This is a genomic window from Empedobacter sp. UBA7620 (genome assembly GCF_002484185.1).
Lineage (GTDB): Bacteria > Bacteroidota > Bacteroidia > Flavobacteriales > Weeksellaceae > Empedobacter > Empedobacter falsenii_C.
On the sequence record NZ_DLJI01000054.1, the window covers coordinates 1 to 16,825 of the forward strand.

Genomic DNA, 16,825 nt, shown 5'->3' on the forward strand with positions numbered 1-16,825 from the left:
TCAATACACAAAAAGAGAATCTTTAGGATTCTCTTTTTGTGTATTGATAATTTGGATGCGATGTTGAAACGAGTTCAACAAGACATAAGGTAGATGTCATTCCGACGAATGGAGGAATCTATAATTAAATTATTTTTGCATCTAACATCTACAACTCTGCCAAAAATTTCAGCGTATCAATATTATCGGCATAATCTGTTAATTTTGGGAATTGAGTTTGCCCAAATTCAACATAATTCGGATTATCTCTCATATCGTTTCCAACCACGCATTGTATTTGATCTTCATTTTCAATCAAATAATTTTTTACATCATTTACATCTTCATAAACTTCAAAATTTACAACTGCAATTGGAGAATGTAAAGCTGTATCTTTTTTCATCAGAACAAAATTATTGTCTAAAAATTCATCTTTTCCTAACAAAAATATTGCACGATTGTAATCGTAATTATTTGCATATTTAGGATGATTAATCACATCACCATAAGAAAAAATAGCTTCGAAAATTTTTGGTAATTGCGCTTCATCTTTTACATAAAGTTTCGTCACATTTCGGCAACCTAATCCAAAATAAATGAATAAGTCGTTACCCAATTTTTTCAATTCTTCATCAGTTTCCGAACCATTCAATACAGCAACTGAAGTTCTATTTTTACGAATAATGTTAGGAACTTTTCCAAAATATTGTTCAAAATAGCGTGCCGTGTTATTACTTCCAGTTGCAATAACCGCATCAAAATTTTCTAATCGTTCAACAGTTTGAATAATCGATTTGAAATTTTCATCAATCGAATACAAATATTTTATCGCTAATTTGATTAATTTATCATCTTTTGATGAAGTTTTAATCAACGCATTATTTCCAGAAATAACAACAGAAAGCAAATCATGAAAACCAACCAAAGGTAAATTTCCTGCCATTATAATTCCAACATTTTTTGGTGTTTCAGCAAATGGATAATCTTTCGTCCAAGCCAATAAATTTTCTTCCGTTAAAGCTTTTGCCCAACTTTTCAAGGCTAACGTAATATTATCTTTTGTAAACCAATTGTTGTAGGCTTCTGCATCGCTCACCGCATATTCAGCTTCTTCTTTCCAATTCTCGAATTTTTCTGTCAGTTCCGCGTCTTTAATTGAATCATTATTTATAATAAAATTAAAAAACTGCCCCAATTCGTTAAATGCTGAAATCCTTTGTTCAAATGTCATTTTTTCTGAAAATTAAATGTAATTTTGTAGTTGCAAATGTAGGAAATAAAAAAACAGATACAATGGCTATAATTATTACAGATGAATGTATAAATTGTGGAGCTTGTGAGCCAGAATGTCCAAATAACGCGATTTATGAAGCTGCGGTAGATTGGAAATATTCTGATGGAACTTCTCTTAGCGGGACAATTGTAAACGTAGACGGCGCAACTTTTGATGCTGATGCGGTGCAAGATCCTGTGAGTGATGAGGTTTATTACATTGTTCCCGATAAATGTACTGAATGTAAAGGTTTCCACGAAGAACCACAATGTGCGGCAGTTTGTCCAGTGGATTGTTGTGTGCCTGATGATAACCACGTAGAAAGCGAGGAGCGCCTTTTGAGCAAAAAAGCGTTTATGCACTTAGAGTAAAATCGTCACAACTTTACATATAAAAACCTCTCAGAATTTGAGAGGTTTTTTTAGTTTTTGGGCAATCCCTTCGGGCGGGCTTTTCGTTCCAATCTTTTTCTCAAACTTCGACTTCGTTCAGTTATCAAAAAAGGATTTCCACTTCAATCCCTATTGCATTTTATTAATTTTCGAAACTCGAAACTCGAGCTTCGAAATTCGTTTTTTTAAGAATATCTTTTCTTTCTTATCCAAAATCCAATTCCAGCCAATAAACCAATAATAGCAGTTGGAACAAGTAAATTAATCATTTGCCAAGTCGATTTTTCTTGTAAAACAGTTGTTTCACTTAACAACGGAATTTCTAATTTACGATTGCGTAAAGCCAAGAAATCAGAATCACCTAATAAATAATCCATCGCATTCATTAAGAATGTTTGGTTGGCGTATGTTTTCGGTTTTCCATCTGGATTATCTGGGCGAACCGAAAATTTATTTTCTCCTAATTGCATCGGAATTCCTCTCCACAAAGCATTTTTCAAAACATCTCCGTCCGAAATGACAATCATTTTACCATCGGTAGTTTTTGGCTTGAAATTCGGAAATTCTTTACGTTCGTAACGCGAAGCATAAGCCGAATTGAAATTACCTTCTAACAAAACTGCCATCGGAATTTTACCCATTTTATATTCTTCAGGATTCTCGATTTCGACTTCATTTAATTGAATATAATTTAAAGCAGGTTTCAAACTTGATTGTTCAGAAGAACTTAATAAAACAGTTTGTTTGATATTTGGATTTTTCAGTAATTCGATCGGATTCGCAAATTGAAATAAAACAGGATCTATGGAACTTGTAATTGGGTTTTCTTCTCCTTTAATTCCTAACTCAAAATAAGGCCAATTGTAATAATTGTAACTTGTATTTCCTGCTGTTTCGCCATCTGCCAAAACAATTTGTGCACCATTCATATCTTTTATAACAGCCGGATGAATACGAACACCATAATTGAATAAGAAATCATTTAACTTTAAATCTCTTGGAAAAGCAACGATTTTTCCACTTCGGAAAATAGAGTCCATTTCAGCATCCACAGTTTCAACAGCCATCATCATTTTTCCTCCATTCATGATATATTGATCCAAAACCAATTTATCCATATCAGAAAAAGGTAATGTAGGTTTTGCTACAATCAAGGCATCAAAACGTTTCAAACTATCGAAATCAGAAGGCTGTAAAGAAAACGATTTGTTTGCAATTGGATTTAGATAAATCTCCACATCATATTTTTCTGACAAAGCAGAGCCTAACCCTTGAATATTTGCTTCAGGTAATTCGTCATGATGAACAATGAAACCAATACGCTTGCGCTCAAAATTGGTTGCTTTCTGAATTTTTTCGGCAAATAAATATTCTAATTTTTCAGTAGATGCTAATGCTAATTTTTCAAATGGAGTAGAAGGGTCATTCACTAAAACCTCCATATAAGTCGATTTGTCACCGTAAGTTAATTTTGCATACGGATAAACATTCAAAATTCCTTTGTCTGTTTTAATTGGAACTGGAGCTAATTTATTTTGCTCTAATTCGGCTTGTCCTAAATCTACAGGATCAACAAAAGAATAAGAAATATTACTATTTTTTTCGCGAAGTTCGTCTAATAAAAATTGAATTTCGTTCTTCAAAATTCTGTAATCACCTGTTAAATCTCCACCCAAAAGAATTTCAATTTTAAGCGGTTGTTTTACATTTTCTACTAACTTTTCGGTTGTAGAAGTTAACGTAAAACGTTTGTCTTTTGTCATGTCAATTCGCGTATAAAAAAATTGAGCAATGATAAAAAGCGCGATAAATGCGATGAAAGTAATTAGATGTTTTTTGTTTAATTTTTTCATGGCACTATTTTTTATTTTCAAGATTAACAATTGAAATTTGATTCAAGATTCCAATCAAAATCAAAAAGTAAAGTAAATCTCGTGTGTCAATAATTCCTTTCAAAAACTGGTTGTAATGTGTAAAACTTCCAATTTTTTGAACATAGAAATCCATCGAACCAAGTAAATTATATGACGCTAAACTTTCGAATCCATAAAAAATAATGAAGCAAAAGAAAACCGCCAAAACATAAGCCATTACTTGATTTTTGGTAATAGATGAAGTAAATAAACCAATTGCGGCGAATAAACTTCCTAGAAAGAAAAGTCCTAAATAACCAGAAAAAATTGTTCCGTAATCTAATTCTTGTTCGGGCATCAAAAATTCTTGCAACGTAATCGTGAACAAGAAAGTTGAAAGTAAACAAAAAACAACAACTGAAACGACTGCTAAATATTTGCCCCAAATAATTTGGTTATTTTTTATAGGTAGTGTGAATAACCACAATAGTGTTCCGTTTGCTTGCTCTTCTGCGATTAATTTCATCGTTAAAGCTGGAATCATGAATAGAAAAATCCAAGGTCCAACAAAGAAAAAACTACTTAAAGAAGCATTTCCAGTATTGAAAACATTGAATTCGTTATCAAAAAACCAAAGGAATAAAACCGAAACGATAGCAAATGTTGCGGTTGCTAAATAGGCGGTAAAGCCTAAATAAAAATTGGAAAACTCTTTTTTGAAGATTGTCCACATGTTATTTTTTATTATTACGATTAATTAAACGCACAATAAGCATAAGTAGTATACCACAACCAAAGAAACTGACAATCGACCAATACCAATTTTGACCAAAATCTGTTTTTTGAATCACAGCAAACACGATAACAAATAATAAAATAGTCGCCAATTCGTTCATCATTCGCAATTGAACAGAAGTGTATTTGAAAACTTTATTTTGGATTTGTTTCAACGTTCGCCAGCACCAAAAATGATAAATTAATAAAACACTTATCATTCCTAATTTACTTTTCATCCACGGTATTTGTAATAAACCTTGATTTTTGTAAAGCATATTCAATCCCATTGTAATCAAAATAACCAAAGCAGGAGCGGTAATTACATTCCATAATTTTTTCTCCATGTAGGTATATTGATCCTGCAAAATTGATTTTTTTGGTTCTTCCATTTGTTGCGTTTCTGTATGATAAATCATCAAACGAACAATGTAAAATAAACCAGCAAAGTAACTTACCACGAAGATAACGTGTATTGCTTTGTATATTAAATAATTATAAGTCATATAGTTATTGTAAACTCTCTAATACTAAATTTTCTCAGCGTTAATTTTCAAATTCAATTGTAATTGTATCGTTTTTCTTTAATCCCATTAACTGATTTGCACCTCCTGATATTGTTGGATTACTCTTGTATAAAGTAACTTCTAAAAATCCTGCCGAATTAAACAAACACAATGTTCGTCCAAAAGCTTGCACTTCTTTGTTAAAATCTTGTACAACTTCGTTGTAATGCTCATAAATAACAGTAATATCGGTCATCGAGAAATCTTTCTGACGAAGCAAAATTTTATATTTTCTGTCTTGTGCAATTTCATCGAAAAAATCTTTCGAAATATTACTCACAACATTTCCAAAATGATCAATATAAATCACATTTCCTATGATATATTTATCATCGCGATAAATTGGTTTCAACTCATTCAATTGCTTCATTTCGGTACGTTTGTTCCCTAAAAGAGCAGGAACTCCGCCGCGCGCCAAGTGACATGCAACTGGTACAAAACAATTTTTCATTGGAAATAAACTGTCTATTCCTTCTGGATAAGCAGTGATTTCGTAAATTTCTTCTGGTTGATTTTTTTGGCAAATCAAGGATAAAATTCCATTATCTGCACAAATAAAATAATGATGATTGATTAATGCACAAATCGGCTTCTGATAAGGCGTACTTAAGGCATTAATTCCAATAATATGTATAGTTCCGTCGGGAAATTCTTCGTAAGAATTACGAATGATATAGGCAGCTTCAGATAAATCATAGGGATTAACATGATGCGAAATATCTACAATTGTAACATCGGCCAATTCTTTTAGAATTGCGCCTTTAACGCTAGAAACAAAGTAATCTTTGACTCCAAAATCCGATGTTAATGTAATAATTGCCACTATTCTCTAATAATTAGCAAATATATTGTTTATTATTCTTTATTTTTGTGTAAGTGAACCAAAAAAACAATCTCATTTGACAGAAATTAATATTGAATTAGCCGAAATTAATGCTCAAGATTTTTATGGTGCTAATAATGAACATCTAAAAAGAATCAAAGAATATTATCCAAAATTAAAGATTGTTGCTCGCGGAAGAGAGTTGACAGTGTTTGGAAATGAAGATGTTCTGAAAGTATTTGACCAAAAAATGCAACGAGTAATTCAGCATATTCACAAATACAATCGACTATCTGATCGCGAACTCGAAATCATTATGACCGAAGATAATAATGAAATGCTTCAAATGAAAAAAGAAGATGAAATTATTGTACACGGTGTAAATGGTAAAATCATCAAACCTCAAACGCCTAATCAACAAAAGCTGGTACAAACTGTTTACAACAAAGATATGGTGTTTGCAATTGGACCTGCTGGTACGGGAAAAACCTATACGGCTGTTGCGTTGGCGGTACAAGCATTGAAGAACAAAGAAGTTCGCCGAATTATTATGACACGTCCTGCTGTAGAAGCTGGCGAGAATTTAGGTTTTTTACCAGGTGATATGAAAGATAAATTAGATCCATATTTACAACCTTTGTACGATGCGTTGAAAGATATGATTCCGTTCGAGAAACTTTCGTCTTATACCGAAAAAGGAGTGATAGAAGTAGCGCCTTTAGCATTTATGCGTGGTCGAACATTGGACGGAGCTTTTGTAATTCTTGATGAAGCACAAAACACAACCTATGCTCAGATGAAAATGTTTTTGACGCGTATGGGAAAAAATTCTAAATTTATTATCACAGGAGATCCAGGTCAGGTCGATTTACCACCAAAACAAAAATCTGGTTTACGTGAAGCAATTAATATCTTGAAAGATGTAAAAGATATCGGATTTATTTATTTGGATGATAAAGATGTTGTTAGACACAAAATTGTTCGCGAAGTCTTGAAAGCTTACAAAGTGAGCGAAGATAAAGAGCGAGAGAAAATAGATATTAAAAAATAAATCAAAAAGCCAATTGTTTCCAAGAGCAATTGGCTTTTCGATTTAATATTTATGGCAGAATATTAAATTATTCTTTTAGTGGATTAGTTTTTAAAGTAAAACCTAAAGTGTTAAACGCTAATCCTATTGGCAAAACCATTCCTGCAATTAAACTCATTCTATTAGAATCAGAAAATTTTAAGATTAATAAAATTGAAGTTAATATTAAAACTAATCCCGTTATATATAATATATTTTTCATTTTATTATAAATTGTAATCCAATCAAATATAATGATTTATTTCTAATTTTTGTAAAAAATATTCGATTCTAAAATCAAGTAAATGTTATTCCGACAAAAGGGGAATCTAAAATAAACTTACCACTCAAAAACTCACAACTCAAAATTTTTTCACGTCAACCAACCTTTTTGTAATTTGTTGCATCTAACTTACAAATCAAACAATATGAAAAAGTTATTTTCTTTTTTCTTAGTTTTTGTTGGAATGTTTTTTTCTACAAAAATAAATGCGCAAGATGTTCGAATCGGATTTCCACGTATCGAAATTGGTGAACGCCCAGACGAAAATTCTGTGAGTTTGCAATCGATGGATGTGCAAGTTGAGATTTTTGGAAATTTGGACAAAACGACAACAACTTTAGTTTTTACAAATTCATCAAGTCGAAATCTTGAAGGGAATTTAGTTTTCCCTTTGCCCGAAAACACGACTGTTAGTGGATATGCAATTGATATTAATGGAAAATTTCGAAATGCAGTTCCTGTTACAAAAGTGCGTGCGGTTGAGGTTTTCGAAAGTATTCAGAAGCAAAATATCGACCCTGGAATCATTGAAAAAGTAGAAGGAAATAATTTTCGAACTCGTATTTCTCCGATTCCAGCAAAAGGTTCACGTACGATTCAGTTATCGTATTACCAAGAATTAAAATTGGATAAATCGTCGTATCAATATCATTTGCCGTTAGATTCTTCGAAAAAAATTGCGAAGTTTAATTTGACAACAAAAGTGTACAATGCTGCTGGAAAACCACAATTGGTTGAAACGCCAGATGGCTCGTTCAATTTTTCTGAAAATAGTAATATATATGAGGCGAATTTGTCGAAAACAGATTTTACGCCTAAAAAATCATTAATTATTAATCTTCCAAAATCGCCAAATAATGTAGAATCTTTTGTTCAGAAAAATGTAGATGGTTCGGTTTATTTTTATGCTAATTTATTGGTTGAAGGGAAATCACAACCTAAAGTTTGGTCAAAAAATATCGGAATTATTTGGGATAATTCGTTAAGTGGTTTGAAACGAAATCATCAAAAAGAATTAGAATTTTTAGACAAAATTATTTCTCAACAAAAAAATCTGAATATAGAAGTATCGTTGTTGAATATTTCTTTGGAAAAATCGAGATTGTTTCAAATTAAAAATGGTGATTGGTCTGAATTGAAAAAATATTTGGAAAATGCGACGTATGATGGAGGAACAAATTATGCGAAAATTCTTCCAACAAATTTGAAAGCAGACGAATATCTTTTATTTTCTGACGGAATTTCGTCTTTTGGCTCGAATATTTTTAACATCGATAAACCTTTTTATACAATTGCGTCTTCGCCGACTTCTAATTATGGCGTTTTGAAAATGATTGCGCAAAAAGTTGGAGGAAAATTTATCAATCTTAATGAAAATTCTGTAGAAAATGCGTTCAAACAAATCAATGAAAGTTCAGTTCAATTCTTAGGAATTATCAACAATACAGCGGGAGAAGTTTATCCAATTTCGACAAATGATGTGAACAATGGAATTTCGATTGCGGGAATTTCTCAGTATCCAAATGCAAAATTAACGATGATGTTTGGACGAAATGGAAAAGTAGAATTTAACAAAGAATTGGATTTGAGTAAAGCAACTCAAAATCTTGAAATCAGTAAAATTTGGGCACAAAGTAAAGTGAATTATTTGGAATTGAATCCAGAACAAAATAAAACAGAAATTGAAGAAATTGGAAAACAATTTTCTATTGTAACATCGAACACAAGTTTGATTGTTTTGGAAAATGTTTCGGATTATGTAAAGTATAAAATCAATCCACCAGCGGAATTGCAAAATGAATTTAATAAATTATCGAAACAAGGTTTTGAACAAAAAGAAACTCGAAAAGCTGATTTGTTGAAAAATGCAATTGCGAAAACAAAGGAATTGAAAGAGTGGTGGAAGAAAGATTTTAAATATGTAAAACCAAAATATCCAAAGCCTGTTGTGGATTCTGCTATGGCTATAGAAGAAACTGCGCAAGTGCAACATGTGATGCCAGAACCTAGAACAACAGCTGTAATGGAGAGTGAATCTAGTGCAGATATACAAGCTATGGTAGTTACAGCAAATGGAGTGAGAAGAGAATCGAGAAGTTTAGGTTATGCTTCGGCTAATTTTGTTTCTGATAAAAAAATGAAGGATCAATCATCAGCTTCGGTTCCAGAAATTAAAATCGTCAATGTAAAATCGGATAAAGAATATATGAAGTTGATAGAAGCGTCTAAAAATCCGTATCAAACTTATTTAGATTTGAGAAAAGATTATGCCGAAACGCCTGCGTATTATTTTGATGTGGCAACATTTTTCTTTCAGAAAAAAGAAAGAGAAACTGGTCTTAAAATTTTAAGTTCAATTGCAGATTTAGGTTTAGAAGATGCAGAATTGTATAAAATGTTAGCATACAAATTGAAAGAAATTGAGGAATATCAAACCGAATTATTTATCACGAAAAAAGTCTTGGATTGGCGACCTTTTGATGCGCAAAGTTATAGAGATTATGCATTGGCGTTGCAAGATAACGAGCAATATCAAACGGCTTTAGAATATCTGTATAAAGTATTAACGAATGATTATTCAGTAGAAATTGCCAATCGCGATCGCGATATTACAGAGATTATTGTGCCTGAAATTAATAATCTAGTTTCGCTTTATCGCAAAGAATTAGATTTATCGAAGATCAATAAAGATATCATTGCAGATATTCCAGTTGATATTCGTGTGGTGATGAATTGGAACAAAGATATGACGGATATTGATTTGTGGGTGACCGATCCAAATGGCGAAAAATGTTTCTACGGAAATCGTACAACTGGTATTGGTGGACGAATGAGCGAAGATGTAACGCAAGGTTTCGGACCAGAACAATTTATGTTAAAAAAAGCGATTAAAGGAAAATATAAAATTGAAACGAATTTTTTCGGAGAAAGACAAATGAGTATTTCGGGATCGACAACTATTTCGGCAGAGATTTACTTGATGTATAGCTCTGGAAAACAAGTGAAGAAAATGATTACTTTCCAAAATAACAAGCCAAATTCTGGTGGCGAAGGAATTTTGGTTGGTGAATTTGAATTTTAGTAAATGGAAAAGGAATCTTGAAAGAGATTCCTTTTTTTTGTCAAGCTGTATTTATTTCAGAATGACAACGTATTTATATACATTTTACTTACATACATACTACATTTTACAACAGTCACATCCACTGATTACGATCCAAACTTCTGTACTGAATAGCTTCGCTAATATGTTTCGAAAGAATAGTTTCAGAATTATCTAAATCTGCAATTGTTCGTCCAACCCTAATAATTCGATCATACGCACGAGCAGAAAGATTTAATTTTTCCATAACAACTTTGATTAAATGCTTCGAATGATCATCTAAATCACAAAAAGTATCCAACTCTTTTGGTCCCATTTGCGAGTTGTAATGGACTTTTGTATTTTCAAATCGTTTGGTCTGGATATTTCTTGCATTAATGACACGTTCACGAATCACAGCACTTTTTTCGCCACGACGTTCTTGCGACAAATCATCAAACGGAACAGGATTCACTTCGATATGTAAATCAATTCGGTCCAAAAGTGGTCCAGAAATTTTATTCATATAACGTTGCATTTCCGCTAAAGAGGAAGTGTTGTTTGGATCATCCATAAAATAACCGCTCGGACTTGGATTCATAGAAGCTACTAACATAAAACTCGCAGGATAATTCACAGTGAATTTTGCCCTCGAAATTGTGACTTCTCGATCTTCCAAAGGTTGACGCATAACTTCTAAAACAGTTCGCTTAAATTCGGGTAATTCATCCAAAAACAAAACACCATTATGCGCCAAAGAAATTTCTCCAGGTTGTGGATAAGAACCACCGCCGACTAAGGCGACATCCGATATAGAATGATGTGGACTAGAAAAAGGACGACTTACAATTAATGATTTGTTAGATAATTTTCCAGCAACGCTATGAATTTTTGTTGTTTCGAGCGCTTCTTGTACGGTCATTTTCGGAAGAATTGAAGCAATTCGTTTGGCTAACATTGTTTTTCCACTTCCTGGAGGACCGATCAAAATAATGTTATGTCCTCCTGCAGCAGCGATTTCCATCGCACGTTTTACATTTTCTTGACCTTTTACATCAGCAAAATCGAAAGGATAATTATTCATTTCACTAAAAAAATAATCATCTAAATTAACTTGATGAGGTTGTAAAATGATTTCTTCGTTAAAATAATCAACAACTTCTCTGATGTTATTAACCGCAAAAACATCGATTCCTTCTACAACAGCTGCTTCGTCTGCATTTTGTTTGGGTAAAATAATTCCTTCGAAACCTTCTTCTTTTGCTTGTATTGCAATCGGCAATGCACCTTTTATAGGTCGAAGTGAACCATCTAGCGATAATTCGCCCATCATTATAAATTTATGGAGTTGTTCAGAATTTACTTGCTCCGAAGCTGCTAAAATTCCAATTGCGATTGGTAAATCATAGGCAGAACCTTCTTTTTGTAAATCTGCTGGCGCCATATTAATCGTGATTTTTTTACCAGGTAATTTCAAATTAGAATTTTTTAGTGCAGCATTTATCCTAAAATTACTTTCTTTTATTGCGCTATCGGGCAAACCAACCAAATGATACCCGACACCTTGATCAATATTAACTTCCACAATAATTGTTTTTGCGGAAACTCCGAAAATAGCACTTGCAAAAATTTTCACTAACATAAAATATTTTTTTATAAATTTACTTCCTTTTTCTATTGAATAAAATAGCTGAAAGGATTTAAGTATTTAATAATTAATTAAATAATACACTTTGGTGTAAATTCTATATGAAAAAAGAAAAATATTCTTTTGAATTTGAACGATTCGAGAGTAAATCTGAGCTTGCAGCAGAACAAAAAAAAGTAGTAGAAGAGGCTTATGATATTTCGTTGAATGCATATGCGCCTTATTCTAATTTCAATGTTGGTGCATCTGTTCAATTAGAAAATGGAGAAATTTTTTCGAGTTCAAATCAAGAAAATGCTTCGTATCCAGTCGGAACTTGTGCCGAAAGAGGTTTATTGGCTTATGTAAATGCAAACTTCCCAAATATTAAGATTGAAAAATTGGCTGTTTCTACGCCAAATGTCAATTATCCATTGCCTCCATGCGGGATGTGTCGTCAATATATTTTAGAGATCGAAAAGAAGCAATCGCAACCAATCGAAATTATTTTATCTGGAAAAGAAGGTGATGTTTTGGTGATAAATTCTGCTAAAGATTTGCTTCCATTGCATTTTACTGATGAATTTTTAGGGTAGCAATTTTGTACACTAAATAGATTAGTTTAAATTTGTTCCAACGGAATTGTGCAATTATGGAAAAATTAACGCAAGAAACGTACCTACAATGGTATCGTGATATGACTTTTTGGCGTCGCTTCGAAGATAAGTGTCGTTCATTATATTTAAAGCAAAAAATTAGAGGTTTCTTACATTTATACAATGGACAAGAAGCTTTACCAGCTGGTTTTATTCATGCAATGAAACCTGGAGTAGATCATGTGATTACTGCTTATCGTTGTCACGTTTGGCCTATGGCTTTGGGTGTAGATCCAAAACGTATTTTGGCTGAATTATGTGGTAAAGAAACAGGAACTTCTCATGGTTTAGGAGGATCTATGCACGTTTTCAGTAAAGAACATAATTTTTATGGAGGACACGGAATCGTTGGTGGACAAATTCCATTAGGAGCAGGAATTGCTTTTGGTGATAAATTCTTCAACCGCGATGGTGTGACAATCTGTTTAATGGGAGATGGTGCAACTCGTCAAGGAACATTACATGAAACATTTAACATGGCGATGAACTGGAAATTACCAGTTGTTTTTGTGTGCGAAAACAATCAATACGCTATGGGAACTTCTGTTTCTCGTACTGCAAACCACGAAGATATTTGGAAATTAGGTTTAGGATACGAAATGCCTTGTATGCCTGTAGATGGTATGGATCCTGTAAAAGTTGCAGAAGCAGCTTACGAAGCTATCGAAAGAGCGCGTCGTGGAGATGGACCAACTTTCTTAGATGTACGTACATATCGTTATAGAGGTCACTCTATGTCTGATGCTGAGCCTTATCGTACAAAAGAAGAGGTAGAAGAGTACAAACAAGAAGATCCAATCTTGAATGTTGAGAATCATATCTTAGTAAACAATTGGGCAACTAAAGAACAATTAGATGCAATTGTTGATGAAGTAAAAGTGATGGTAGAAGAATGTGCAGAATTTGCAGAAAACTCTAACTATCCAGAAGAACACGTAATGTATGATTATATCTATTCAGAAGAAAATTATCCATTCTTAGATAAAATCGAAAACAACTAAAAACCATGGCAGAAATTATTACAATGCCTCGCTTAAGCGATACAATGGAAGAAGGAACTGTTGTAAAATGGCACAAAAATGTAGGAGATAAAATTGCTGAGGGTGATATCTTAGCAGAAATCGAAACAGATAAAGCAATCCAAGAATTCGAATCAGAATTTGATGGAGTATTATTATATCAAGGTGTTGCAGAAGGTGTATCAACAAATGTTGATGAAGTTTTAGCAATCATCGGAAATGAAGGAGAAGATATTTCAGGTTTAATCGGAGGAGGAGCAAAAGCGACTACTGAAGTGAAAGAAGAAAAATCAACTCCCAGCGAAACAAAAACAGAAGAAGCAAAACCTGCTGCAGAAATCCCTGCAAATGTGGAAGTAATTACAATGCCTCGCCTTTCTGATACAATGGAAGAAGGAACTGTAGTTGTTTGGCACAAAAATGTTGGAGATCAAGTTGCGGAAGGTGATATTTTAGCAGAAATTGAAACAGATAAAGCAGTGCAAGAATTCGAATCAGAATTTGATGGTGTTTTATTATATCAAGGAGCTAAAGTGAACGAGCCTGCACCAGTAGATTCTGTTTTAGCAATTATTGGTGAAGCTGGTACTGACGTTTCTGCAATTGTAGCAAACGGAGGTAAAGTTGCTGCACCAGCAGTTTCTACAGAAGTTGTTGATGACGAAAAACCAGTAGTTGTACAATTAGATGTAAATAATAAGGTTGAAGAAACTTCTTCTTCTGATCGTATTTTTGCATCGCCATTAGCAAAAACAATTGCAAAAGATAAAGGAATTAATTTAGCAGAGGTGAAAGGTTCTGGTGATAATGGACGTATCGTGAAAAAAGATATCGAAAATTATCAACCATCTGCTCAACCAAAAGCGGAAGCAAAATCTGAATCAGTTAAACCAGCTCAAACTTTTGTTTCTGGAGAAGATAAAGTGATTCCAAATTCTCAAATGAGAAAAGTTATCGCTAAACGTTTGGCTGAATCTAAATTTACAGCTCCTCATTATTACTTAAATGTAGAGTTGGATATGGATAATGCGATTGCTGCGCGCAAACAATTAAACTCAGTGCCTGATACGAAAATTTCATTCAACGATATGATTGTGAAAGCATGTGCAATGGCTTTACGCAAACATCCAGCTGTTAATTCTACTTGGACAGATACAGAAATTATTCAACATGGAGATATCAATATCGGTGTGGCAGTTGCTGTAGAAGATGGTTTATTGGTTCCTGTTGTTAAAAATACAGATCAAAAATCATTTGCTCAAATTTCTGCTGAGGTCAAAGATTATGCAGGTCGTGCAAGAGATCGCAAATTAAAAGCAGATGAAATGGAAAAATCAACATTCTCTGTTTCAAACTTAGGTATGTTTGGAATCGAATCATTCACATCGATTATCAATCAACCAAACTCTTGTATCCTATCAGTTGGTTCAATTATTCAAAAACCAGTTGTAAAAGACGGACAAGTTGTAGTTGGTAACACAATGAAATTATCTTTAGCTTGTGATCACAGAACAGTAGACGGAGCAACAGGTGCACAATTCTTACAAACATTAAGAATGTACATCGAAAATCCTGTTACAATGTTAGTGTAAGCTAAGATTTAATATATTTTTTTAAAGACCATTCATCGAATGGTCTTTTTTTTGTTATAGATTTTATGAATTTGTATCTTTAATCTCTAAAGTAATTAATTTAATGAAGCAACTAAAATTCTACTTTAATATTTTAAAACAGACAATTGTTGAATTTGGTGAGGACCGAATTATGAAATTGAGCGCTTCGTTAACTTATTACGCATTGTTTTCACTTTCACCATTAATTCTGATTGTAATTTCCAGTGCAAGTTTATTCTTTAAGAAAGATGCTATCGAAAACCGAATGTTTTATGAGCTTAAAAATATTGTTGGTCCAGATGTCGCTTTAGCTGTACAAAATTTTGTTACAAATTCTACCATTTCAGGAGATAGTTCGCTTGCTTTATATATAGGTATCGGAATTTTGATTTTTGGTTCTACAACAATGTTCACCGATATGCAAGATAGTCTCAATCTTATTTGGCGTGTCGAAGCAGTTCCTCGTAGAGCTTGGTTGAAATTTGTAATAAATAGAGGGCTTTCATTTTTGATTATCCTTTCATTAGGAATAGTTTTAATAGCAACAGTAATATTAAATAGTATATTAATGAGTTTTGGAGAAGAAATTTTCAGTCTTTTCGAACTCGATACCATTATGACGAAGACCACAGTTATTCTTCTTAATAATACATTGAGTATTTCAATCTCGATTTTGATATTTTATATTCTCTTCAAGATTCTTCCCGATGCACGTATCAAAGCAAAACAAGCTTTTGTAGGAGCGTTTTTTACGGCGATTCTATTCTTTATTGCAAAATATTTAATTGGTATTTATATCGCAAACTCCAAATATTCTACCATTTTTGGATCGGCAGGTTCGTTGGTTATTCTTTTGTTGTGGATTTATTATGTTGCAACAATTCTATATTTCGGCGCAAAATTCACAAAAGTATTTGCCGAAGCCAAAGGTTACCCTATTATTCCAAAACGAAATGCGAAGCTTAGAAAAGTGTCTTTTGTAGATCATATTGCAGAAAAACACGATTACAAAAGTATCGATTAATAATAATTGATTTTTTTTTGAATAAACAATTGTCGCGAAGCGACAATTTCTCCCGAGTAGATAGCCACAAAGTATCCGTTGTTGATTTGCTTAAATCAGCAAACCATCACCGTCTAATCATTTCTTGCGGTAAAAACGAAATACGAAACTATCCCCTTGAGGGGATTATAGGAGTGTTTTTTTAGTTCAGAGTAGTAAGTAATGAGTTCTAAGTTTCGAGAAACAGAAAAATATACTATATAATATACACAATCCTTTTTAGTATTCTTATAAATCTCTCGATAAAATTATCTCCACCCAGTCCTGCTGAACTCGTTTCAGCATCACATCCAAATAATCAAAAACAAATTTTCTTATTTTTAACTAAATCGAAAAAATGACCTTTCAATAAAAAGGCGTTCATAAATGAAGAAATTCGAAGCGAAGAAAAAGATTTAGCCGATAGGTTTTTAAATCTTTTCGCGCAGAATGAATCATTTTAGCTTTTTTATTGAGGTCTTGATTTTAATACCCAAAATCATCTCATGATTTTTTCTCTTAATCTCAAATGTTTTGTATCAAGACAAAATGAATGAATATATCTAAGCTCCACAGGAGTTTCTCTTCCTAATTTCAAATGTTTTGTATCAAGACAAAATGAAAGTATTTTCCTTTGTTATTCTATTATTCCACTAAATCCCCATAATTTTCCATTCGTAAATCCAAAATCGTCACTCGTAAATCATCCATTTTCCCGTCTAAAATTGTCGATCTCTCGTTTTAAACCTAAAAATTTCAAAAAATATTTCGCGT

Annotated in this window: 14 protein-coding genes; 7 read left to right on the forward strand and 7 right to left on the reverse strand. The window is 32.8% G+C overall.

The window, feature by feature from the left end; genetic code table 11:
- Positions 1-148: 148 nt before the first annotated feature.
- Positions 149-1,210: an acyl-CoA reductase gene (locus B2217_RS14435; RefSeq protein WP_180905921.1), complete on the reverse strand. Its 1,062-nt coding sequence runs from the start codon at positions 1,208-1,210 to the stop codon at positions 149-151.
- A gap of 62 nt (positions 1,211-1,272) precedes the next feature.
- On the opposite strand from B2217_RS14435, the gene B2217_RS14440 reads away from it, so the two are divergent.
- The gene (locus B2217_RS14440; RefSeq protein WP_114999046.1) at positions 1,273-1,623 is read left to right on the forward strand and encodes a 4Fe-4S dicluster domain-containing protein; all 351 of its coding nucleotides are present in this window, start codon (positions 1,273-1,275) and stop codon (positions 1,621-1,623) included.
- Between the two features lie 206 nt (positions 1,624-1,829).
- Here the strand turns inward: B2217_RS14440 and gldG are convergent, their stop codons facing one another.
- From gldG to B2217_RS14460, 4 genes are read right to left on the reverse strand one after another with little or no spacing between them, the layout of a single operon-like run.
- Positions 1,830-3,497: a gliding motility-associated ABC transporter substrate-binding protein GldG gene (gene gldG / locus B2217_RS14445; RefSeq protein WP_291122957.1), complete on the reverse strand. Its 1,668-nt coding sequence runs from the start codon at positions 3,495-3,497 to the stop codon at positions 1,830-1,832.
- A gap of 4 nt (positions 3,498-3,501) precedes the next feature.
- Positions 3,502-4,230: an ABC transporter permease subunit gene (locus B2217_RS14450; RefSeq protein ID WP_291122959.1), complete on the reverse strand. Its 729-nt coding sequence runs from the start codon at positions 4,228-4,230 to the stop codon at positions 3,502-3,504.
- Between the two features lies 1 nt (position 4,231).
- Positions 4,232-4,777 (reverse strand): CopD family protein, encoded by a 546-nt coding sequence (locus tag B2217_RS14455; RefSeq protein ID WP_291064987.1) that lies wholly within the window; start codon positions 4,775-4,777, stop codon positions 4,232-4,234.
- Between the two features lie 40 nt (positions 4,778-4,817).
- Positions 4,818-5,660 carry an SAM hydrolase/SAM-dependent halogenase family protein gene (locus B2217_RS14460; protein WP_114999051.1) on the reverse strand — a complete coding sequence of 281 codons (843 nt, stop codon included), beginning with the start codon at positions 5,658-5,660 and terminating at the stop codon, positions 4,818-4,820.
- Positions 5,661-5,736: 76 nt separating this feature from the next.
- On the opposite strand from B2217_RS14460, the gene B2217_RS14465 reads away from it, so the two are divergent.
- Positions 5,737-6,711, forward strand: coding sequence for a PhoH family protein (locus B2217_RS14465; protein WP_038337083.1), 975 nt, complete (start codon positions 5,737-5,739; stop codon positions 6,709-6,711).
- Between the two features lie 67 nt (positions 6,712-6,778).
- On the opposite strand, the gene B2217_RS14470 is transcribed toward B2217_RS14465, so the two are convergent.
- The gene (locus tag B2217_RS14470) at positions 6,779-6,952 is read right to left on the reverse strand and encodes a hypothetical protein (RefSeq protein ID WP_291122961.1); all 174 of its coding nucleotides are present in this window, start codon (positions 6,950-6,952) and stop codon (positions 6,779-6,781) included.
- 205 nt (positions 6,953-7,157) lie between these two features.
- On the opposite strand from B2217_RS14470, the gene B2217_RS14475 reads away from it, so the two are divergent.
- On the forward strand, positions 7,158-10,094 hold the full coding sequence (locus B2217_RS14475) for a VIT domain-containing protein (RefSeq protein WP_291122963.1): 2,937 nt from the start codon (positions 7,158-7,160) through the stop codon (positions 10,092-10,094).
- A gap of 115 nt (positions 10,095-10,209) precedes the next feature.
- Here the strand turns inward: B2217_RS14475 and B2217_RS14480 are convergent, their stop codons facing one another.
- Positions 10,210-11,736 carry a YifB family Mg chelatase-like AAA ATPase gene (locus B2217_RS14480; protein ID WP_114999055.1) on the reverse strand — a complete coding sequence of 509 codons (1,527 nt, stop codon included), beginning with the start codon at positions 11,734-11,736 and terminating at the stop codon, positions 10,210-10,212.
- A gap of 107 nt (positions 11,737-11,843) precedes the next feature.
- Between B2217_RS14480 and B2217_RS14485 the strand changes: the two genes are divergently transcribed.
- The 4 genes from B2217_RS14485 (at position 11,844) to B2217_RS14500 (ending at position 16,033) form a co-directional block, all read left to right on the forward strand.
- Positions 11,844-12,317, forward strand: coding sequence for a cytidine deaminase (locus B2217_RS14485; protein WP_038337075.1), 474 nt, complete (start codon positions 11,844-11,846; stop codon positions 12,315-12,317).
- Between the two features lie 56 nt (positions 12,318-12,373).
- Positions 12,374-13,378, forward strand: coding sequence for a pyruvate dehydrogenase (acetyl-transferring) E1 component subunit alpha (gene pdhA / locus B2217_RS14490; protein WP_114999057.1), 1,005 nt, complete (start codon positions 12,374-12,376; stop codon positions 13,376-13,378).
- A gap of 5 nt (positions 13,379-13,383) precedes the next feature.
- The gene (locus B2217_RS14495) at positions 13,384-14,988 is read left to right on the forward strand and encodes a pyruvate dehydrogenase complex dihydrolipoamide acetyltransferase (RefSeq protein ID WP_180905926.1); all 1,605 of its coding nucleotides are present in this window, start codon (positions 13,384-13,386) and stop codon (positions 14,986-14,988) included.
- Between the two features lie 103 nt (positions 14,989-15,091).
- Positions 15,092-16,033 carry a YihY/virulence factor BrkB family protein gene (locus B2217_RS14500; RefSeq protein WP_180905927.1) on the forward strand — a complete coding sequence of 314 codons (942 nt, stop codon included), beginning with the start codon at positions 15,092-15,094 and terminating at the stop codon, positions 16,031-16,033.
- Positions 16,034-16,825: the final 792 nt, after the last annotated feature.